We start from the raw sequence: 20,804 nt of genomic DNA on the forward strand, positions 1-20,804 counted from the left end.
TCTTATTTCAGTAATGAAGAAATTAATACATGAATGAAAGTATGACATTTTGCGGTATGTCTTCCATATCTGAATTCTTCTTCACTTTCTCACAAGATGGCATCTCAAATGAAAAATCTTTGATATGAAGAGGGATGATCCCCTTTTCCTGCAGGTGATTGAATACTTTTTCCATTGCAACTTCTGTTTCTATGCACTGTCCATCACTAGTGTATTTGAAACATTCCACACAAGTTTCAACAATATGGTCATCCATTTGTTCTTTTGCAAAAACCAATTTAGCGCCTGCCATTTCTTCGACTTCATCATTCTTCAGTTCAATAATCGTCGTAATATTCATAAGGCACCTCCGCATTTGATACCTTCATTATAGGGAATGGCATGCCGATTGTTATTACATTGGAAAAACTGTTGATAATTCTTCAAAAGTTTTTGACCATTTTTTGTCAGGTCCATTCCGACTAAACTCATCGTGCTATTAAGCCAGCAGAAAACTAGTAAATAAGGAAACTCTAATTGAGCTTCCCTTTTTACTGTTATATCTTGAATTGAGCACTAAGTTCCTGTAATTCTTGAGCTAATTTGCTTAACCCTTCTGCTGCTGACGAAATATCTTCCACTGATTCAAGCTGTTCATTTGAAGAAGTTGCAACTTGAGTAGTACTAGATAATGTTTCACGAGCAATGTTGAGCAACTGCTGTGAAGTTGCTGTAATTTCCTCAGAGCTCGCTGATGTTTCTTCACTTGCCGCTGAGACTTCTAGAAGTTGAGAATTCACAAACTCAATATTATCAACAATATCTTTGAAAATTTCTCCAGCTTTTGTGATCACTACATTTCCTTTTTCTACTTCTTCAGCACCTTTTTTCATCAAGCTAGCAGTATGAATTGTTTCCTTTTGCATTTCCAATATGAGACTTGCAATTTGATCTGCAGATGATTTCGATTGTTCAGCAAGTTTTCTTACTTCATTAGCCACAACCGCGAAACCTTTTCCAGATTCGCCTGCTCTAGCAGCTTCAATGGCCGCGTTCAAGGCAAGCAAGTTGGTCTGATTAGTAATCGCTGTAATTACTTCAATAATCTTTCCAATCTCGTCTGAATGTCCAACTAATCGAGTTAATGCTGAAGAAGAGTCGTTAACTGCTGAATGAATCAATTTCATTTGCTCTACCGCAGATTGAACCACTTCATTTCCAAGTCCTGCTCTTTCACTTACATCAGCAGATGTCTCTGAAACAGTAGCTGTCGATTCAGCAATACGCTGCATCCCAATTGCTACTTCTTCAAGCGCTCTCGTGCTCTCCTCTACAGATACCACTTGGTCCTCCGCACCTGCTGATATTTCCTTCATAGCGGAAACAACCGATTCCGTAGACTTAGCTGATTGATTAGCATTTGCCGTTAATTGTTGTGAAGAGGCTGCAACTTGATTCGTACTATCAGCTAAGTGAGTGAACATCATTCGAAGTTTTTGGAGCATCATGTTCATATTGTTTGCCATTTGCTTAAATTCATCGTGAGAGTTGACCTCAATACTTCCTGAAAAATCACCACTTGCCATTGCAATGGAAAGGTCATTCACACTTTTTATATTACTTGTAATATAGCGGCTATATATAAGAATGATAAGGATTATGAACACAATAGAAATGATACTGATGATGGCAAGCGTGTTCAGCAACGATTTTAAAGGTGCAGATAATTCCTCATCGGGAATGACAAGAGCGATAACCCAATTATTAAGAGGCATTTTCTTATAATAAATATGGTTCTTTCCATTCGAATCTTCATAACTATCATTTCCGGACTTTCCTTTTAAAAGTTTAGAGCCTATGTTAGCAAGGGATTGGTTATCATCCTTTTGGATTTGGGTTTTCATCACTTTACTCTTATCCGGAGTAGCAAGGTAGTTTCCTTTGCTATCCATTAAAAGTGCCCATCCTGTTGAACCAACTTTTAAATTCCCAACATATTCCTGAAGTGTATTCAAATCAATATCACCAGTGACAACACCTTGCATTTGATTGTCTCCTTCATAAAATGGTGCCGTGGCTGTTGCCATTAATATATTAAGGTTTGTGTCTAAATAAGGATCAGTAAATATTGCCGCCTTGCTTGTATTTTCTCCAACCTTATACCATTCCTGTGAAGGATAGTCAAAAGAGGGGGCACTGTACTCTTCTGTGGTCACTGCATTCCCGTCTTCGTTATAGGAGTACGTCGAAAAGTACTGTACACTTTCTTTGTATTTATTTGGTGCAAAGAAGATCCCTAACCCAAATGTATCTTTATTTGTACGCAGATTATTCTTTAGGAGATTCTGTAATTCAGGCAATGTGAATGAAGATGCATTATTTGATTCAACGGTTCTAGCTAAAGACTCAGTCACTTTCATATGAGACTTCAAATTTGATTCCAGACTGTTTGTGACACTATTTAACTGTTGCTCCATCTTTTGATTCAATTCTTTATAGATAAGAGATTTAGAATAGAAGTATGAAAATAAGATGATAGAGACTAAAGTTAATAGTAATAGAGGTAGTATGAAGAAAAATGTCCTTCCCTTTACCGTTTTAAATTTCAACATTCAATTTTCTCCTTTATTGTTTAATATTTCAATTCGACAAATTGCGACACCTGTTACCCTTATTGGTATCGGATGTTTTTAAGCTTCCAACAGTGAAAAAAGTACTATAGTAGCCAATCCAATTTTATCCACAACAAAAGAGCCATCTTCGCTGATGGCTCTTTTGTTAGCTTTCTGTATATCTTTTTATTTCTTTATTAGACCTTTCATTTTTAAGAAATCAGTTGCTACTTTTTTCGGATCTTCTTTATCCAAATCGACGCGTGCATTCATTTCGGCCATTTCTTTCTCCGAAATTTTTCCTTCAAGTTGATTTAATACTTTCTTCAATTCCGGAAAATCCTTGAGCGTTTCTTTTCTGATGACTGGTGCTGCATAATATGGCGGGAAGAACTTTTTGTCATCTTCAAGAACACCCAAATTGAAACGAGCGATTCGCCCATCAGTAGTGAAGGCAGGAATGACGTCTACATCCCCTTCCTTTACTGCTGTATACATCAGATTAGGATCCAGACTTTCTTTTTCTTTAAAGCTTAAATCATACGTCTCAACAAGAGGAGTGTATCCATCCTCGCGTTCGTAATACTCGGTAGGTCCACCGAATAGCAATTCAGACGAACGTGGTGATAAATCTGAAATCGTCTTTACCCCAAGATTCTTGTATGTCTCTGGATTTAATGCAAGTGTAAATGTATTCTCAAATCCTAATGGTTTCATCCATTCTAAATCATACTCTTCATCGTAGCCTTTTTTGACTTTTTCATATATTTGATCCGCATCCATTTCAGGATCATACTCTTCTTTAAGTACGGTTAATAGACCTGTTCCTGTGTACTCGACAAACATATCTATGTCACCTTTTTGTATAGCCTTAGTTAATACAGGCGTCTCACCTAATCCTTCTTCGATTTTTACTTTGTAATCTGTCTTGTCCTCAATATAGACTGCTAGTATGTGCGGAAGAATATATTGCTCTGTCCATTTCTTACCAGCAATGACTACTGTATTTTCATCCGTATCTTCTTTCATCCCAAAGAATAGGATAAGTGCTAGTAATGGAATTCCTGCGAAAAGAGCTAGTTTCTTAAGAGAAAATTTCTTTCCTGATCTTGGATCAGAAGCAATCTCCACTCTCTTTAGTAACCCATCACATACAATTGCCAAAAGGGCGGCTGGAATGGCACCTGCAAGGACAAGTTCATTTCTTGTTGTTGAAAGACCCCTATAGATCAAATCGCCTAATCCTCCAGCACCAATGAAGGCTGCAAGAGTTGCTACACCAATTGTGAGAACGGTAGCCGTCCTTAATCCCCCCATGATAATGGGAAGTGCTAGAGGAAGTTCGATCATACGAAGTATTTGATTCTTCGTCATACCCATACCTCTACCAGCCTCAACGACTGAATGTTCGACACCCGTAATACCAATGTACGTATTTCTCAAAATGGGAAGCAAGGCATAAATAGTAAGAGCAATAATGGCTGTGGTATTACCAATTCCAAAGAGCGGTAACAGGAAACCGAATAACGCTAAACTAGGTACTGTTTGAAAGATAGCTGTCACTCCGATAACTGGCTCAGCAATTCTCTTTCTTCTTGAAATAAAAATACCTAAAGGAACGGCAATCAAGGTAGCAATTAAGATGGACACAAGTGAAAGGAATAAGTGCTCCTTTAATCCAATCAGAATGTCTGGCCATCTTTCATAAAAGGTTTGTGTTAATGTATGGAAGAAATTAGACATTGACTGAACCCCCTTCGTGATGAGGCTCTGTATTAATCCCTGCTAAACCTCTCATCATGGTAGCCTTTGTAATAAGACCTGCTAGTTTCCCATTATCTAAAACCGGAATAGAGGGAGCCCCCTCTTTCGCGAAGATTTCTGCTACATCTGTATATGGTGTATCTTTTTCCACTGTTGTTAAGTTCATATAAATGATATCCTTCAATACTTTCGATTCATCTGTATAATTTCGTCTAATCGCTTCAGCTGTTGCAATTCCAAGCAAGCGATTTTCTTGATCTGTGACTAGCAAACTATCAACCTTATATGTTTTCATCATTTTCAGTGCTTCAGCAAGACCCCGATTCGGTCTGGCAGTCACCAATCTATGGATCATAAGATCTTCAGCAACTGGAGTTGTTTGCAACCCGTTCTCTAAGCGCTGCTCACCAATAAATCCTTTTACAAAATCATTTACAGGATGGCGCAGGATTCTTTCAGGGGTATCGAATTGAACAATTTCGCCATCCTTCATAATCGCAATCCTGTCGGCAATTTTAAGAGCTTCATCCATATCATGTGTAACGAAAACGATCGTCTTCTTTATTGATTCTTGTAACTTCGTAAGTTCATCCTGGAGTTGTTCACGGCTAATGGGATCTAACGCACTGAATGGCTCATCCATCAAAATGATAGGAGGTTCAGCTGCCAAAGCTCGAATAACCCCGACACGTTGCTGCTGCCCACCGCTCAATTCCGCTGGGTAACGATTCTTAAATGTCTTCGGATCTAAACCAACAAGCTCTAAAAGTTCATCTACTTTCTTTTCGTATCTATCTGCTTCCCAACCTTTAAGACGAGGAACGATAGAGATATTTTCTCCTATGGTCATATGTGGAAGTAAGCCAATCTGTTGAATCACATACCCAATGTTTCTTCTTAAAGATACGGGATTCTTTTTTGAAATATCTTCACCATCAATAAGGATTCTACCTTTAGTAGGTTCTATCAGACGATTGATCATCTTCATAGTCGTCGTTTTTCCACATCCACTTGGTCCAATCAAGGTAATAAACTCACCTTTATTGATATGAAAATCTATGTTCTTAAGTACTTCCAAACCGTTCGGATATTTCTTCCCAACGTTTTCAAATGTAATCAAGTCTTTCGCCTCACTTTTCGTTCTAAAATTTCTTTATCAATAAGACTTATTTACCCTAACTTAGTTAGCGAGCAAACATTTTTTTGAAATAATTTTCTCAGTAAGCGTTACCATCATAAAAAACATAATATTTAAAAGATCAAAAAAAATAAGACGTTAACTTTTGAGCGACCCTTCAAAAGTAACGTCTTATACTAAGGCACTTTTCGTAAACTTTGTTGTTTTCACAAGCAAAAGTAAAAATCGGCTCCTGGATTTTTTCGATTCTTTATGAATTCTTGGTTCAGTAACTTCTCGAAAAGAGCCCCGAAGCCATAAAGAATGCGGGATGAAAGTAGCATCCGAAAAGCACAATCAATGCGAAAACAGCCTATACTCATTTTGAATTCTTCTTCATTCCCTTTGTTAAGTAGCCACCACGAAAGGATCTTATTTCGTAAGATGCCAAGAAAGCTTTAGGGGCAATTTCTTCAATAATTCTCAAAAATTCTTTTTCACGTGATCTTTTTGAAACGATATCGAGACGAAAGCGTTGAGATTCGATCCCTTCTCCAATAAAAACCGTTACTCCAAATCCGGCATTTCTCAATGATTCTACTAATTCATCGCACCGCTCAAGCAAGCTAACATTGTACGTTACATAACCAAATGCAAGTTTTCGTTCGATGTAACCACCTAATAATAAACCCGCGCTAAAACCAATAACATAGGCAGCGATATTCATCCAGTTTGACAGATCTTTAAAAACGATACCTAAACTGACAATATAAATGATTCCTTCTATTAGGCCCGCACCCGCAGCAGAAGTTGCTTGGTTCTTCACTAAAAGGATCGTCCTTAACGTTAAGACTGGTACATAAATAATTTGAAGCAAGAAAATGAGTAAAGCTTCAATCATAGCAATCCTCCTTCTATCCAGCTAATCCAAAGCTCATATTTGACCTTACCCGTTCTTTAATCTTAAAATACATTTTCGCAAAAATTCTTGCTTTAGGAAGTGAATTTTTTGTCGATATTTCCCTTGTTTTTATTTTTTTTTTTTACTTCACATCTATAAGAAATGTGTTAAAATGAATCGTCTATTTCTGAAGGGGGATCTTTTAATTGATCTTAAAAAAATGCATGTCCTTATTAGGTATTGGCTCTGCCAAAATTGATCTTGTTTTAGAAAAAGAAGAATATGTACCAGGGGAATGTGTGACTGGACACTTCTTAATTAATGGAGGAACATCCGAGCAAAAATTGAAAAGAATTGAGTGTGACCTTATATCTGTAAATACGAAAGATGATCTTGAATCAATCATTGAAACTTCGACTATTTTAACTTCTAAAAAGATACAGTGTGAAGAAGTAAACAAAATACCTTTCAAATTTCATCTGCCTGAATCATTACCACAATCTGAAAGTCAATTATCTTATAAATTCAAAACAAACTTGATTTTTCATGAAGGAATTAAAAAAGTAGATTTAGATGGCATTAAAGTTTTAGCAGCAAGGTAATTTAACATTTTATTTAATCCAAAAAGCAGCCATCTATGGTTGCTTTTTTTCTTCTTGGTGTTAATGTCTAATTTTGACTTAGTGGGGAATCCGTCATCCATATATAGCATTATTTAACAGCGTCTTCTTCTATAAAATATTATGGCCCATTAAAAAAAGGAAATTCACATTTAAAAAGGAATATCTATATGAGAAGAAAAAAATGAAATGAGGTTTCTTTCATGAATTCACCAACTACAAATAGTTATACCCATAAAGAATTAGCTGTTCAATGCTTTAATCGGACTTGGGATTTTCTTGATAAGGATAACCGTACACTGGAAGAAAATGAACAAATGATAAACCTCGCACATGTCTCATTTTGGCATTGGACTCAAGTTGAAACTCATACCGCCCAAAATTTATCCATCGGATATTGGCAATTATCAAGAGTGTATGCATCAGCAGGTCTCGGAGAGCGTTCTCTATATAACGCTGATCAATGTATACACATAAGCAAGACAGCAAAAATCGAACCCTTTTACACAGCCTATGCATTTGAAGCACGTGCAAGAGCATTTCTACTTTTAGAAAAACAAAAAGAAGCCTTTTCAGCCATCAATGAATCAAGGGAATGGAGCGCTCAAATTCTAATCGAGGATTCAAAAACGATGGTTTTAAAGGATTTGAATGAACTTGCAGCTCTTCTGACTTTAGAGCTTCGTTAAGCCTAAAAAATGACTGTACCACAATGAGGTACAGTCATTTTCTTTTTTATATTGCTATACCCATTTTTCAGCCCATTTTTGCAATTCTGCCATTACCGGATACAATTCTTCCCCTTTTTCCGTCAAATGATATTCAATTCTGACGGGAGTTTCAGGAAATACCACTCTCTCGACAATTCCTTGTTGTTCTAAATCCTTCAATCGATCCGCCAACATTTTTTGACTTATATTAGGGATTTGCTCGCCTATTTCATTAAAGCGAGTATGTCCTTCAGAAAGCACATGGATCATTACACCGGTCCAACGTTTCCCTAAGAGTTGGAATGCTTTTTCAAATTTAGGGCATAAACAAGAAGATGCCATTTCTAAATCTCCTTTAAATATTATTCCTTGACCTCTAATACATTTTTCTTTATTATACACTAAGTCACAACTTACAAAAAGTAAGTTGATTTATTTTTACCATCAACAGGAGGGTTAAGTTATGAAAAACTTATTTCAAGTGATAGAAGAACGTAGAGCAGTGAAAGTATTTGACGCAAGTCAAAAGATAGAAAAGGACGAGCTAATGGAAATCTTAGAATTAGCTGGAAAAGCACCGTCTGCATGGAATTTGCAGCACTGGCACTTTATGGTCATACATGATCAACAAGCCAAAGAAACATTATTGCCTATCGCATATAATCAGTCACAGGTTGTCGACGCTTCTGCTGTCATCGTCATTCTCGGAGATTTAGAAGCAAACAAGAACTTTGAACCCGTTTTCGGTCCAGCCGTAGAAGCAGGTGCTTTAAGCGAGGAAATCAAAAATGCACTTCATGGACAAATTGAAGGTGCATATAAAAATCCTGAATACGCTAAATTAGCAGCATATGGAAATGCATCTCTTGCAGCTATGCAGTTGATGCTTGTTGCACAAGCAAAGGGATGGGACACATGTCCAATAGGAGGATTCAACTCTCAAGCATTTGTTGATACTTTTAAGGTTAGTGATCGCTATGTCCCAATCATGCTTCTACCACTTGGCAAAGCAGCCAAGCCAGGCAGACCATCTGGCCGTTTGAATATCGAAGACATGACAACTTGGATTTAAAAAACAATCGCCGGTTTTCAAAAAAGAGAACCGGCGAATTTAAGCAAAATATTCATCTTTTAGAAGATTTTATGAGAGAATATAGTAGTCCCTAAACACATGAAAAGAGGAGGATAACCATTATGACTAATAGCTTAAAAGCTACAACTAAATTACATAACGGAGTAGAAATGCCTTGGTTTGGTTTAGGTGTATTCAAAGTAAAAGAAGGATCAGAAGTAGTTGATTCTGTTAAAGCGGCAATCAAGAACGGATATATAAGTATTGATACGGCTGCTATTTACCAAAATGAAGAGGGTGTTGGACAAGCCATTAAGGACTCTGGCGTCCCACGTGAAGAATTGTTCATCACAACAAAAGTATGGAATGCCGATCAAGGGTATGAAACCACGCTTCAAGCATTTGAAACGAGTATGGAAAAGCTTGGACTTGAATATCTGGATCTTTATTTAGTGCACTGGCCAGTGGCAGGCAAATACAACGATACATGGAAGGCTTTAGAAAAGCTTTATAAGGATGGACGTGTTCGTGCAATTGGCGTAAGCAACTTCCATATCCATCATCTTGAAGACCTACTTAGCGTGGCTGAAATCAAACCTATGGTCAATCAGGTTGAATATCACCCGCATCTTACGCAGACTGAACTGCATGCTTTTTGTAAAAAAGAAGGCATTCAGCTTGAAGCATGGTCTCCACTGAAACAAGGTGAGTTAATCACTGAACCGGTTATTGTTGAAATTGCCAACAAGTATGGTAAATCACCAGCCCAAGTCATTCTACGTTGGGACCTACAAAACGGGGTTGTGACTATTCCAAAATCTACGAATGAAAAACGTATTATCGAGAATGCAAGTATCTTTGATTTTGAGTTATCAACGGAAGATATGGACAAGATCAATAGCCTGAATAAGAACGAAAGAGTCGGTCCAGATCCTGATAACTTTGATTTTTAATAATATATTTAGAAAATGAAATCTCCCGCAAATGCGGGAGATTTTCTTTCATTATGAAATTCTAAACTCTAATTTCCTAGTGGCATAAGTACAGAAAAAGCCCTACTGCCGGTTTTTTCTTGTTCCAATAACAAAAAAGTTCAAGAAAAGAACCTTATTCGATTACACGGCAAAGGTTCGCCATTTCAATTGCTGATGCTGCAGCCTCCCAGCCTTTATTTCCAGCCTTGGTACCAGCTCTTTCAATAGCTTGTTCAATAGTATCAGTAGTCAAAACACCGAAAATGACAGGTACACCAGTTTGAAGCGCAGTAGTGGATACGCCTTTTGCAGCTTCATTACAAACGTAATCGAAATGTGGAGTGGAACCGCGAATAACGGTGCCAAGCGTAATTACTGCATCGTATTTATTGCTTTTCGCCATTTTTTGAGCAATTAATGAAATTTCAAAAGCGCCAGGCACCCATGCAACATCTACTAAATCTTCACTTACACCATGACGTTTCAACGCATCCAATGCCCCGCTTAACAATTTACTTGTGATAAATTCGTTGAATCTTCCCACAACGATTCCTATTCTTAATCCTGTACCAACTAAATTACCTTCAAAGATATTGCCCATGTCCAATCCTCCAATTTTTCTTTTAATGTTAAATTAGTGAGAAAATTAAAGCACCAAGTTCTTACACTTCGCTATTAATAAGACCCTCTATTCTTATTCGATATTCCATCAAATCTTTAATCGTTATCATCTTTAACCCAAACTCATTAGCAACTTTACGCAACTCTGGAACACGCGCCATTGTACCATCTTCATTCATAATTTCACAAATTACACCTGCAGGCTTTGCATCGCATAATTTTGCAAGATCAACTGCCGCTTCTGTATGCCCAGCTCGTCTTAAAACTCCGCCCTCTTTAGCAATTAACGGAAAAATATGACCTGGTCTTTTAAAATCAACTGCATTAGAAGCTGGATCTACCATACTCAAAACGGTTGCAGATCGCTCGAACGCAGAAATCCCTGTGGTTGAGAATTTATGATCAATGCTCACTGTAAAGGCTGTCCCATGTGGATCCGTATTTTGTTCAACCATTTTATCCAATTTAAGCCTCTCAGCAAGGTCTTCTTCAATGGGAACACAAATTAAGCCTCGACCGTGTGTGGCCATAAAATTAATGACAGCTGGGGTAGTTTTTTCAGCAAGTGCAATGAAATCCCCTTCATTTTCCCTATCCTCATCGTCGCATACAATGATGACATTTCCATTCCTTAGCTCAGCGATTGCTTCTTCAATAGGATCAAACATGTCATACCCCTCCTATAAAAATCCATTGTCTTCTAAAAATTGAGCAGAAATGGATTTTTCTTTCTTTATGCTTGTTTTATTCGACATGAAATGTCCTACATATTTGCCAAGCATATTACATTCAACATTTACAAAATCCCCCATTTCTTTTTGACCAATAATTGTCTCTTGAACGGTGTGAGGTATTAAGGAAACTGTAAAACTTTGATCTGTTACATCAAACACAGTCAAGCTTGTACCATCGACTGCTACAGAACCTTTCAAGATTATGTAATGAAGTAACTCTTCATCAGCTTCTATTTCATAATACACAGCATTTGCTAGACGTTTTTTGTTCTTAATCATTCCAACTCCATCAATATGTCCAGAAACAAAATGGCCTCCAAATCTGCCATCCGCAGCCATAGCTCTTTCCAAGTTCACTTTAGAACCTCTTGTAATTCTATTGAGACTTGTTACCTTAATCGTTTCAGGCATAACATCCACTGTGAATTCGTAATGAGAAAAAGAAGTGACTGTCAGGCATACACCATTTATAGCAATGCTATCACCAAGCTTTACATCACCGAGTATTTTCCTTGCAGCAATTCTTAAGTTAAAACTATTTCTCGACAGTTTAATTTCTGTGACCTCGCCAATCTCTTCTACAATCCCTGTAAACAAATTATTTTCACCGCCTCACTGTGTTAATGAACCATAAAAAAAGGACCTGAAGAAATGATTTCTTCAGGTCCAAAATTAGGCAGCACGAAATAAAGGTCAAAAATGGTGTTTTTCTTCCATTGTCCTAACCTTTATATTCCTTCTCCCATCCAGACTGTACTGTCGGCTCTGGAATTTCACCAGATCCACCGCTTAACGATAAAGTTAACCGGGTCACGGACTTAGAAACACTATTGTTTCATCACCGCCGGTTGGGAATTTCACCCGACCCCGAAGGAAATATTCAGTTGTTACAATGTTATTATACTAATATCTATATCAAAAGGAAAACATTCGACTTCTCATGTGACAATAACTCCATGAAATCCTCTATCGGAACAGGTGGGCTAAATAAAAATCCTTGAAACTCATCGCATTCTATTTCTTTGAGGAAATTTAAGTGACTTTTCATTTCAACACCTTCTGCCAGCACTTTAAGATTCAAACCTTTAGCCATCATCGTAATCAGCTTAACAATCGCTACATCCTTTTCACTTTCATCGATATTCAGGATAAAATTACGGTCAATTTTCAAACGATCAATTTGAAATTGGCTTAAATAGTGCAAAGAAGAATAACCCATGCCAAAATCATCAATGGAAATTTGAATACCCGTTTTCTTTAATGCACTAAGTTTAGCAATGGTATCTTCAATATCCTTAACCGCAATACTCTCTGTAATTTCTAATTCAAGAAGCTCAGGATCTGCGCCAGTTTCCTTAATGATTCTGCAAACGACTTCAACAAAATCGATTTGCTGGAACTGAATGGATGAAATATTTGCCGCTATACGCAATGGTTTGAATCCAGCTCTTTTCAATAGGACAATTTGTTCACATGCTTTTCTTATTACCCATTCTCCTATGGTCGTAATAATGCCAGATTCTTCAGCGATAGGGATAAACTTTTCAGGTGTAACCATACCGTGATCAGGTCTGTTCCATCTAATTAAGGCTTCCGCTCCAATAATTTCTCCAGTGCTTAATGAAAGCTGCGGCTGATAATAAAGAATAAATTCCTCATTTTGAATAGCTTTCCGTAAAGCGTTCTCCATCTCGACTCTAGATTGCATATTCATGGATGAATGATAAAATTCATAATTATTTTTTCCCTGTTCTTTTACACGGTACATTGCCATATCAGCTTGCATTAATAGTTCACTGAAATCGGATCCATGTTCTGGGAAAATCGCGATGCCAATACTAGTTGTTATGTGAAGTTCAGCTTCTTTTATAAAAAATGGCTTCCCTAATTCAAATATGATCCTCTTAGCATTTTCTTCTACTGTTGAAATTTCAGTAAACTCAACTAGGATTGAAAACTCATCTCCCCCAATTCTACAAATGATGACTCCCTCATCTAATATGCTTTTAAGACGCTGTCCGATTTCAATTAACAACAAATCTCCATATGAATGACCTAAACTGTCATTAATTTGCTTAAATCTATCCAAATCAAGCAGCATGACGGCAATTTGGCTCTTTTTATTAGATGCTCTTTCCAAAGCTTCCGATAATTTGATTTCAAGCAATCTACGATTGGGCAACGTAGTTACGACATCATGGTAGGCCAAATATTCCATAGTTGTTAATGTCTCTTCAAGTTGCTCCGTCCTGTTTTTTACTTTCGATTCAAGTTCCTCGTTTAAACCATGCAGACTATCAACCAAACGGTCATTTTCTAATAGTGTAATAATTTGCCTCAGTATGACTAATAGGATACTAATAAACAATCCGAAAACAATCGTATCAATTTCGTAAAACTTGAATACCACATATGTAAATAGAAATATTACACTTGTATATGGAAGAGTATGCTTGAGGATTTTCCCCTTGATAATTCTGTTAAAGTTACTTGGCAACGATTTATGAATAGTCTTTTCATGATAGTTTCCCGCTAGTCCAATCAATAGCAGAGAGAAAATCCATAAGGGTTCATTAATGCTACCGACCTCGTAAGTATCTTTAACTTTCAAGTACGAAAAGATGGTATCTGCAATAATTTGGATAAGCAATCCCGATACAATTAACAGAGATGATTTTTTTGTAAACATTCTGTTTGAAGCGATAAGAAAGCTTATTACCCCAAATAAAACACCTAAATCAAGAATAGGATAGATAAGCTCCCCTACCAATTGATATAAACCTGAGTTCCTATCAAGTAGAGGATCAATAATAAATTTCCAATAGAATGTCGCCGCAACCGACATGACAATTAAAATATCAAGAAAGAGTCTGAAGGTAATCAATCTATTTTTGGCTTCATACATTACAATCAGTAATGCAAATAAATAGAACAAGTTCTGACCGATCCAAAACATTTCAGGTAAAATAGTGGTTTCAGCACCAACTTTTAGGAATAATTCATAATAAGACCAAAGCATCATTCCAATAAAATAGCTAAAACTACCCATACCTAAAAACAACCAAAATCTTTTCCATTTTTTCTTCGTCTTCCTATAGGCTGATATAAGCAAACCTGTAGAAATCAATGGTGCAATGGTTTGAAAAGCAAATCCCCCTGCATCAATCAGATGTTTATCTTTCTTAAACACAATATTCCATATTAAATAGAAGAAAATCATAATGACAATAAACAAAAACGCTTTATTTCTTCGAATGAACATATTTTCTCCGTCTCACCTGTCTAAATTTTCACTTCAAGACCTGCTTTTTGCACATCAGAAATAAGCCAGTTATACTCTTCACTATTTCTATACATTCTCTCTACATCTATGATGGCCGGCACAACCAAATCACCCTTGTAGAAAAATTTCTCTCCATCAACATACAGGGGAACTTTATAAACGTTCTTCAGAGCTTTATAGAATAGTCGTTCGAGAAGAACTATACAATAACTTATCTCATTGTTTTTGCAATGAAAAACAATTACAGATAAAAGCCTGTCCAGGTTTTTACCTCTATGTTCTTTTAGAATGGCTACTTTATCAATTTCAACCATCCTTTTTGTACTAGTGGATATCACATTGTTTTTATGAAATGGATAAATTAAATTCATGTAATTATTCTCATCCAATGAGTAATCTTTTAACTCAACTGTTCCAATATTTTGCGCTTCATCATTTTTGATAATATACCGATCAATTTCTCCATGGGAAAACTCCATTTCGAATCCCTTTTCAACCCAACAACTCATCCAGATATTATCAAATATATTCAAATCTTCGGTGGTCTCTACTTTTTTATACATGTATCTCCCCCCTAAGCACTAAATATTGTAGAATTTTGTCATAGATTCAGTCTATTTTATCTGCATAGGGAAAAGCAATGGTTTTATATGATAATCTTATATATTTATAGGCTCTGTTAAACTTGCCTGTTGATTTCCGCTCCAGTCGCGTGCTCTCCGGTACAAATTATGAAAAAGCCCTTATGCTGGCTTTTTCAAGGACAAATTCGTCTTGGGGGGAGTTCGTCGAGCCTCCTCGTCGCTTTCGCTCCTGCCGAGGGTCTCTTCTTAAACGCTAATCCCCCATGACATTGATGATCTTCCTCGAAAAAGCCCACGCACGAAGAAAATACGATAGCACAAGGAAAGCATCCTTGAATTTACATCGCACGAAATGATGCGGTAGCATCATTGAGGAATTTCGAGGAGTCATGCGCCCTCCGCTCCAATCAACAAAGTGTAGAATATCAACATTGTACTTTAACAAAGCCAATTTATATGAAGTTATTCCTTCAGTCTCGACAAAATAATAGACGTCAAGATGGCAATCAAGATGGTGTTCATAATACATCCGAATAACATTTGTGAGGCTGCAGCGATATTTGAGATAAGGCCAACTGATGTAATATCTCCGTATCCAGTGGTGGTGAATGTAGTGATGCTGTAATATAAAAAGTCGTTACTGGATAAGGTTTCACCAGAGAAAGCCTTCTTACCATAAATGCGATGGATTTGCTGATAAATATTTGCATATGAAAGAATGATAAGTCCGATTAATAAAGCAGTCCCACTAATAATCCTGGTTAATGATTCCTTCGACCTGATTACTCTTTTGATAAAAATCCCAAACAGAACACTGCAAAACACCAAAATTAGAATAAGGAATGCTAAGACAATATAATTCAAACCTCCATTCATTTTATTCAAATATTTATCGAAGAATAATAATGAAGACAAGAATAGATTCAAAAATACATACAATATAAGCTTTTTGGTATAACGAGATGTCCGCACCTATCCTTCCTCCTATCACATTAAACCATCAAAAGCCCGTTAACGGAAACGCAAGCGGGCCTTTGGTTAATATTAAAATAAAAAATATTGTTTTCTGATTTCATCCATAATGAGCGCAGAAGCTGGGACAATCTCAATGTTTCTTTGTTTAAAATATGTCATTGATTCAAATATGCCTGTTGAACATTTCTTACCCGTTACTCCCACATGACCTATAGCAATTCCTTCTCCCTTTTGTTCCGTAATTTTTGCCAATATCATCATTTGTTTTTTCACATGAGCTGTTGATGAAATATCATCGAGGAAAACATCCCTTGATAATAAAGGGACACCAAGTTCCTTAGCTATTTTGGGGAACTTAGATTTTGGACTTGTACCGCTGTCTACTAGAAACATCTTTTTTTCTTTGACTACTTCTACTATTGCCCTCACAATCGTTTCATTTTCAACAGCACGGGAGCCCATATGATTATTTAATCCCTTCGCATGTGGCACACTTTCGATTGCTTCGATTACACGCTTCTTTACTTCATCTTCATTTAGATCGGTCGTAATTGGTTTCGGACCTAACCATGACCTTTTCCCCTTCTTCGGTTCCATTGGCAAATGCACCATTACTTCAAATCCATTTCTATGCGCCCATTCTGCATGTTCTCTAGATTTTTCCGTAAAAGGCATTACCGCAGCCGTAATCGGAATATCTCCTTCCAAAAATTCGTTTACTCCACCTCCTCCTCCACCAAAATCATCAATTATGATAGCAGCTCTAAGTTGTTTCGCTCCACTTTGCGTAGGATATAACAGAAAACTAAACACCATTACAGCAAAATAAAAAATTCTTAAAGTTTTCATTCCGGTCCTCCTTAAAAACGGTGTATTCATGTTAATTTATCCAATCTGAAAAAGGAGCATGCATGCCACTAGTTACCTGAGAAGGTCATCAAATTTAATATGAATTGTTTATTTTAGCTTGATTCAAGGTAAGTTAAAGTGAAAAGTTAGGAGAATTGAGGTTGATTTAATGATTTTTTCACAATTGGCCGTACCGATAGAGGAACCATTAAATACAAATAAGGAAAGAACAGAAGAGGAAGATTTTACTTTTGATCAAAATGACCGTTTTAGAGACTTTTACATTCACAGTAAATCTGAGAGAGATTTTGTGAGCAGAGATGATCAAGGATACTGGTACCTTTTCACATCCTTCACTTGCGAAACACTGGATAAATTAAAACTTTCCCGGCAAATCTTCCGTCCCACCTATCTAAAGGATGATGTTCTCCCGTTGGTAGATCGCTTAAATGAACTACAAATGCAACCTTTAAGAGAGGGATTCGATAAGGCTTACGGACATGCACTATATGTGGTGGAAAATCTTGATGATGTATCACCTGTAAAACAACTTCGTTTTGCCAATTATGATGGTAGCGATGATCCCCTAATCGTCAAAAACCTACATTTCATACCTAACGAATACAAAGGGAAGCGAACCAGGTTTGTAACGGGTTTCGAAACCCGTTCATTTGCCACTATCACGGAAAACAATTATTATGCAGAAAACATTCATATTCCCATAAATGCATGTAATTACCTTAAACTGTTTATTTATTTTTCTAAGTATCGCCATCTTCCATCCAAACAAATGATGCCTAGATTCCTTAGTAATCTGTGGGCTTCAACCGAAAGCTTAAGCGGATTGGTTAATCCTTCATTGTTCGAAAAAGAGAGAATAGAATAAGCAGCCCAAACACTGAGCTGCTTATTCATTCTTGGAGGTACTTGTCCCGATATTCAATTCAACCGGAAGCACGACCTTTTTATTTGAAATGACGTCCTTCCCATCCATTTGTTTCATTAATAAATCCAGAGCTATTTTCCCTTTCAGCTCTATGTCTTGATGAACCGTCGTAAGGGAAGGAGACAGAAAGTTTGCAAAAAATAAGCCATCAAATCCTACGATGGAGATTTCCTGCGGTATGTGCCAACCATGATCGATAAATCCTTTCATTGCCCCCATTGCTGTTATATCAGAAAAAGCAATGACGGCTGTGACATTAGGATACTTTTCCATGATATGTTGAGCACTAGAGTAACCACCATAAGTGTTAATCGGCCTCTCGATTACGTACTCTTCATGGAAGACGATTCCAACTTCCTCAAGAGCCTTCATATGACCTTGAAGACGGTTATCAATAACATGTCCTTTTACGGGTCTGCCAGTTATGATGGCAATATTCCGATGTCCTAAGTCAATTAAATGTTTAGTCGCCATATAGCCGCCATTATGGTCATCAATCATTACTTGATACAAACTCGGATCTTCCAGATAACTATCAACAAATACGCATGGAACATTCAATGCTAATACTTTATCAATGATAGATGAACCTTCATGGGTCCCTATAATGACAAGGCCATCCAATTGCCTTTCTTTCACGAAGGAGAATGATTCAGCCTCCTCGTTAATGCCCTCTAATATGACCTGGTAATTCCGCTCCCTCATACCTGATTCCAGACCGTTAACAAAACTCCAATAAAAAGGATTTTCATACAATTTCTCTTTCTTTTCAGTAGGAACGACAACGCCAAAGAGCTGTGATTTGTTCGTTTTCAAATTTCGGGCAGCCATATTAGGTGTATAGCCTAACTCATCAATAACAGCTGTTACATGCTTAATTGTCTCTTCAGACATCCGTCCTTTTCCATTCATCACATTCGAGACGGTTGCAATGGACACTTTTGCTTTGTCAGCAACATCCTTAATACTGATTCTTCTGCTCATTTCTAACCTCCTCTCGAAGAAAGCACAAAGAGATAACCACTATTTATTTGAGAAAAAGCTGCCCCATCTGTGCTTTGCACTTAAATGGGACAGCTATAGGTTTACTTGAACTTACTTTAGAAGGTAAACTCTCGCTTCATAAGGTCTTAGAGTGATAGAAGAAATATCGCCATCCACTTCATCGTAATTGCTAATTAACAATTCCTTTGAATCAAATGTAATATCCTCTGGTAATTCAAAGACAGGCTCATCTTTTGAGAAGTTCGTAATCACCAACAACTTCTCATCACCCAGTGTTCTTGTGTAAGCATAAATCTTCTCATCATTTTCCATAAGGATTTGGTAAGTACCGTATACGATAATCTCCATTTTCTTACGCAATTGAATCAACTTTTTATAATAATGGAAGATTGAATTAGGATCTTCTTTTACACTGCTTGCGTTAATTTTTGTATAGTTTGGATTCACATCAATCCAAGGTGTTCCTTCAGAAAAACCTGCATTTTTTTCGTTTGTCCATTGTACAGGTGTTCTTGAATTATCGCGTCCACGTTCATGGATGCCACGCATCATTTCTTCATGTGAGATCCTTCCATCACCAACATAATCACGATAAGCATTTAGTGTTTCAATGTCACGGTAGTCTTCTACACGATCAAAGGCAACATTCGTCATCCCTAACTCTTCACCTTGGTAGATATAAGGCGTTCCTTGTAGCATATGAAGGCAAGTTGCTAACATTTTCCCTGAAAGCTCGCGATATTCTTCACTAGCATTTCCAAATCTCGAAATCGCACGTGGCTGATCATGATTACTCCAATACAAACTGTTCCAACCATCTTCAGCTAAGCCAACCTGCCATTTTGTAAAAATCTTTTTCAAATCTGTTAATTTCCAAGGCAAGGCTGACCATTTTCCGAATTTCCCATCGCCTAAACCGACGTGTTCAAAATGAAAGACCATGTTAAGTTCATTTCTATCATTGCCTGTGTAAAGTTTCGCTTGTTCTTCATTCACTCCTGGCATTTCACCAACAGTGATAATATCATATTTTGAAAGAACCTCTTTATTCATTTCCTGAAGGAATTCATGGATTCTTGGGCCATTCAAAAAGTATTGTCCACCATCACCATAGTGGCTTCCTTCATGCACAACTCCATTTGGGTAACTAGTATCCTTAGAAATAAAATTAATTACATCCATTCGGAAACCATCGATGCCCTTATCTAACCAGTATGTCATGGAATCGTATACTTCACGACGCAAACGAGGATTCTCCCAATTTAAGTCTGGTTGTTTTTTTGAGAATAAGTGTAGATAGTACTCATCGGTAGTTTCATCGTACTCCCATACAGATCCTCCGAAACACGCTCCCCAGTTATTAGGAGGAAGTCCATCTTTTCCATCTTTCCAAATATAATAGTCACGATATGGATTATCTTTGGACTTGCGTGATTCAATAAACCAGCTGTGTTCATCTGATGAATGGTTTACAACGAGATCCATCATGATCTTAATTCCACGTTTATGCGCTTCTTCAAGCATTTCATCAAAATCTGCCATAGTACCGAACTCGTCCATAATATTTCGATAGTCACTAATATCATAGCCATTATCATCATTAGGAGACTTATAAACCGGTGAAAGCCATATAACATCAATACCCAAATCCTGCAGGTGATCAAGCTTAGAAGTAATACCTTTCAAATCCCCAATTCCATCACCATTACTATCCATGAAACTTCTTGGGTAAATTTGATAAACAACACTTTCTTTCCACCATTTCTTATTCATTAAGTCTCATCCTCATATATAATTTGATAGTTTGATTAAACGTTTAATCATTTGGTAAAAAAATAGAATATACTCAATTAAACTATTTTATTTCTTTTATGGTGCAACCGTTTTCACATCTACGGTGATTTCAGTTTACTTCTAACTTAATCATCTGTCAATAACTCGAATAGCGTACTACCACATAGTTTCATGCAGCCTCAAATAATGAAAACAAAAAGCTCTGTTAAATTTTAATGTTGATTTCCGCTCCAGTCGCTTTCTTTCTAAAGACATTTTGGATCT

The 20,804-nt window shown here is 37.0% G+C and carries 19 protein-coding genes, 1 pseudogene and 1 riboswitch; of the genes and pseudogenes, 5 read left to right on the top strand and 15 right to left on the bottom strand.

The window, feature by feature from the left end; translation table 11 throughout:
• Positions 1-22: 22 nt before the first annotated feature.
• From BMZ31_RS04875 to BMZ31_RS04895, 5 genes are all read right to left on the bottom strand, one after another.
• Positions 23-340 carry a hypothetical protein gene (locus BMZ31_RS04875; RefSeq protein WP_090830580.1) on the bottom strand — a complete coding sequence of 106 codons (318 nt, stop codon included), beginning with the start codon at positions 338-340 and terminating at the stop codon, positions 23-25.
• Between the two features lie 196 nt (positions 341-536).
• Complete coding sequence (locus BMZ31_RS04880) at positions 537-2,591, bottom strand: methyl-accepting chemotaxis protein (RefSeq protein WP_090830581.1); 2,055 nt, start codon at positions 2,589-2,591, stop codon at positions 537-539.
• A gap of 186 nt (positions 2,592-2,777) precedes the next feature.
• The gene (locus BMZ31_RS20885; protein WP_090830582.1) at positions 2,778-4,334 is read right to left on the bottom strand and encodes a glycine betaine ABC transporter substrate-binding protein; all 1,557 of its coding nucleotides are present in this window, start codon (positions 4,332-4,334) and stop codon (positions 2,778-2,780) included.
• On the bottom strand, positions 4,327-5,475 hold the full coding sequence (locus BMZ31_RS04890) for an ABC transporter ATP-binding protein (RefSeq protein WP_090830583.1): 1,149 nt from the start codon (positions 5,473-5,475) through the stop codon (positions 4,327-4,329). The genes BMZ31_RS20885 and BMZ31_RS04890 overlap by 8 nt, the downstream gene beginning before the upstream one ends.
• Before the next feature lie 376 nt (positions 5,476-5,851).
• Positions 5,852-6,373, bottom strand: a complete 522-nt coding sequence (locus BMZ31_RS04895) for a DUF2179 domain-containing protein (RefSeq protein WP_090830584.1) — start codon at positions 6,371-6,373, stop codon at positions 5,852-5,854.
• A 206-nt stretch (positions 6,374-6,579) separates the two neighbouring features.
• Between BMZ31_RS04895 and BMZ31_RS04900 the strand changes: the two genes are divergently transcribed.
• Together BMZ31_RS04900 and BMZ31_RS04905 are read left to right on the top strand one after the other, a co-directional pair.
• Entirely contained in the window at positions 6,580-6,975 is a 396-nt protein-coding gene (locus BMZ31_RS04900; RefSeq protein ID WP_090830585.1) for a sporulation protein, read from the top strand.
• 221 nt (positions 6,976-7,196) lie between these two features.
• Positions 7,197-7,682: a hypothetical protein gene (locus BMZ31_RS04905; protein ID WP_090830586.1), complete on the top strand. Its 486-nt coding sequence runs from the start codon at positions 7,197-7,199 to the stop codon at positions 7,680-7,682.
• A 54-nt stretch (positions 7,683-7,736) separates the two neighbouring features.
• On the opposite strand, the gene BMZ31_RS04910 is transcribed toward BMZ31_RS04905, so the two are convergent.
• Positions 7,737-8,045: a winged helix-turn-helix transcriptional regulator gene (locus BMZ31_RS04910; protein WP_090830587.1), complete on the bottom strand. Its 309-nt coding sequence runs from the start codon at positions 8,043-8,045 to the stop codon at positions 7,737-7,739.
• Positions 8,046-8,166: 121 nt separating this feature from the next.
• Here BMZ31_RS04910 and BMZ31_RS04915 point away from each other — a divergent pair, with 121 nt between their 5' ends.
• Positions 8,167-8,775 carry a nitroreductase family protein gene (locus tag BMZ31_RS04915; protein WP_090830588.1) on the top strand — a complete coding sequence of 203 codons (609 nt, stop codon included), beginning with the start codon at positions 8,167-8,169 and terminating at the stop codon, positions 8,773-8,775.
• 122 nt (positions 8,776-8,897) lie between these two features.
• Complete coding sequence (locus BMZ31_RS04920) at positions 8,898-9,728, top strand: aldo/keto reductase (RefSeq protein WP_090830589.1); 831 nt, start codon at positions 8,898-8,900, stop codon at positions 9,726-9,728.
• A 154-nt stretch (positions 9,729-9,882) separates the two neighbouring features.
• On the opposite strand, the gene ribE (BMZ31_RS04925) is transcribed toward BMZ31_RS04920, so the two are convergent.
• The 7 genes and pseudogenes from ribE (BMZ31_RS04925) to BMZ31_RS04955 form a co-directional block, all read right to left on the bottom strand.
• Positions 9,883-10,350, bottom strand: a complete 468-nt coding sequence (ribE, locus tag BMZ31_RS04925) for a 6,7-dimethyl-8-ribityllumazine synthase (RefSeq protein WP_090830590.1) — start codon at positions 10,348-10,350, stop codon at positions 9,883-9,885.
• 64 nt (positions 10,351-10,414) lie between these two features.
• Positions 10,415-11,038 (bottom strand): annotated as a pseudogene (gene ribB, locus BMZ31_RS04930) (3,4-dihydroxy-2-butanone-4-phosphate synthase); the annotation flags it as partial.
• Between the two features lie 12 nt (positions 11,039-11,050).
• Positions 11,051-11,701, bottom strand: a complete 651-nt coding sequence (gene ribE / locus BMZ31_RS04935; RefSeq protein WP_090830592.1) for a riboflavin synthase — start codon at positions 11,699-11,701, stop codon at positions 11,051-11,053.
• A gap of 133 nt (positions 11,702-11,834) precedes the next feature.
• A riboswitch (FMN riboswitch) is annotated at positions 11,835-11,983 on the bottom strand.
• 31 nt (positions 11,984-12,014) lie between these two features.
• A complete protein-coding gene (locus BMZ31_RS04940; protein ID WP_090830593.1) occupies positions 12,015-14,366 on the bottom strand; it encodes an EAL domain-containing protein in 2,352 nt (783 codons plus the stop codon).
• A 20-nt stretch (positions 14,367-14,386) separates the two neighbouring features.
• The gene (locus tag BMZ31_RS04945) at positions 14,387-14,950 is read right to left on the bottom strand and encodes a hypothetical protein (protein ID WP_090830594.1); all 564 of its coding nucleotides are present in this window, start codon (positions 14,948-14,950) and stop codon (positions 14,387-14,389) included.
• Positions 14,951-15,433: 483 nt separating this feature from the next.
• Positions 15,434-15,943: a potassium channel family protein gene (locus BMZ31_RS04950; protein WP_090830595.1), complete on the bottom strand. Its 510-nt coding sequence runs from the start codon at positions 15,941-15,943 to the stop codon at positions 15,434-15,436.
• 72 nt (positions 15,944-16,015) lie between these two features.
• On the bottom strand, positions 16,016-16,795 hold the full coding sequence (locus tag BMZ31_RS04955) for a divergent polysaccharide deacetylase family protein (protein WP_254778587.1): 780 nt from the start codon (positions 16,793-16,795) through the stop codon (positions 16,016-16,018).
• Between the two features lie 169 nt (positions 16,796-16,964).
• On the opposite strand from BMZ31_RS04955, the gene BMZ31_RS20230 reads away from it, so the two are divergent.
• The gene (locus BMZ31_RS20230) at positions 16,965-17,681 is read left to right on the top strand and encodes a hypothetical protein (protein ID WP_175478004.1); all 717 of its coding nucleotides are present in this window, start codon (positions 16,965-16,967) and stop codon (positions 17,679-17,681) included.
• 21 nt (positions 17,682-17,702) lie between these two features.
• On the opposite strand, the gene BMZ31_RS04965 is transcribed toward BMZ31_RS20230, so the two are convergent.
• Positions 17,703-18,725 carry a LacI family DNA-binding transcriptional regulator gene (locus BMZ31_RS04965; RefSeq protein ID WP_090830596.1) on the bottom strand — a complete coding sequence of 341 codons (1,023 nt, stop codon included), beginning with the start codon at positions 18,723-18,725 and terminating at the stop codon, positions 17,703-17,705.
• Between the two features lie 111 nt (positions 18,726-18,836).
• Positions 18,837-20,519: a glycoside hydrolase family 13 protein gene (locus BMZ31_RS04970; RefSeq protein ID WP_090830597.1), complete on the bottom strand. Its 1,683-nt coding sequence runs from the start codon at positions 20,517-20,519 to the stop codon at positions 18,837-18,839.
• Between the last annotated feature and the right edge of the window lie 285 nt (positions 20,520-20,804).

Source organism: Bacillus sp. cl95, assembly GCF_900115925.1.
Classification (GTDB): domain Bacteria; phylum Bacillota; class Bacilli; order Bacillales; family Cytobacillaceae; genus Neobacillus_A.

Excerpts from the sequence above, each read along its gene's own strand:
- BMZ31_RS04875 (WP_090830580.1), bottom strand. The coding sequence starts at position 340 with ATGAATATTACGACGATTATTGAACTGAAGAATGATGAAGTCGAAGAA.
- BMZ31_RS04880 (WP_090830581.1), bottom strand. The coding sequence starts at position 2,591 with ATGTTGAAATTTAAAACGGTAAAGGGAAGGACATTTTTCTTCATACTA.
- BMZ31_RS20885 (WP_090830582.1), bottom strand. The coding sequence starts at position 4,334 with ATGTCTAATTTCTTCCATACATTAACACAAACCTTTTATGAAAGATGG.
- BMZ31_RS04895 (WP_090830584.1), bottom strand. The coding sequence starts at position 6,373 with ATGATTGAAGCTTTACTCATTTTCTTGCTTCAAATTATTTATGTACCA.
- BMZ31_RS04905 (WP_090830586.1), top strand. The coding sequence starts at position 7,197 with ATGAATTCACCAACTACAAATAGTTATACCCATAAAGAATTAGCTGTT.
- BMZ31_RS04910 (WP_090830587.1), bottom strand. The coding sequence starts at position 8,045 with ATGGCATCTTCTTGTTTATGCCCTAAATTTGAAAAAGCATTCCAACTC.
- BMZ31_RS04915 (WP_090830588.1), top strand. The coding sequence starts at position 8,167 with ATGAAAAACTTATTTCAAGTGATAGAAGAACGTAGAGCAGTGAAAGTA.
- BMZ31_RS04920 (WP_090830589.1), top strand. The coding sequence starts at position 8,898 with ATGACTAATAGCTTAAAAGCTACAACTAAATTACATAACGGAGTAGAA.
- ribE (WP_090830590.1), bottom strand. The coding sequence starts at position 10,350 with ATGGGCAATATCTTTGAAGGTAATTTAGTTGGTACAGGATTAAGAATA.
- BMZ31_RS04940 (WP_090830593.1), bottom strand. The coding sequence starts at position 14,366 with ATGTTCATTCGAAGAAATAAAGCGTTTTTGTTTATTGTCATTATGATT.
- BMZ31_RS04945 (WP_090830594.1), bottom strand. The coding sequence starts at position 14,950 with ATGTATAAAAAAGTAGAGACCACCGAAGATTTGAATATATTTGATAAT.
- BMZ31_RS04955 (WP_254778587.1), bottom strand. The coding sequence starts at position 16,795 with ATGAAAACTTTAAGAATTTTTTATTTTGCTGTAATGGTGTTTAGTTTT.
- BMZ31_RS20230 (WP_175478004.1), top strand. The coding sequence starts at position 16,965 with ATGATTTTTTCACAATTGGCCGTACCGATAGAGGAACCATTAAATACA.
- BMZ31_RS04965 (WP_090830596.1), bottom strand. The coding sequence starts at position 18,725 with ATGAGCAGAAGAATCAGTATTAAGGATGTTGCTGACAAAGCAAAAGTG.
- BMZ31_RS04970 (WP_090830597.1), bottom strand. The coding sequence starts at position 20,519 with ATGAATAAGAAATGGTGGAAAGAAAGTGTTGTTTATCAAATTTACCCA.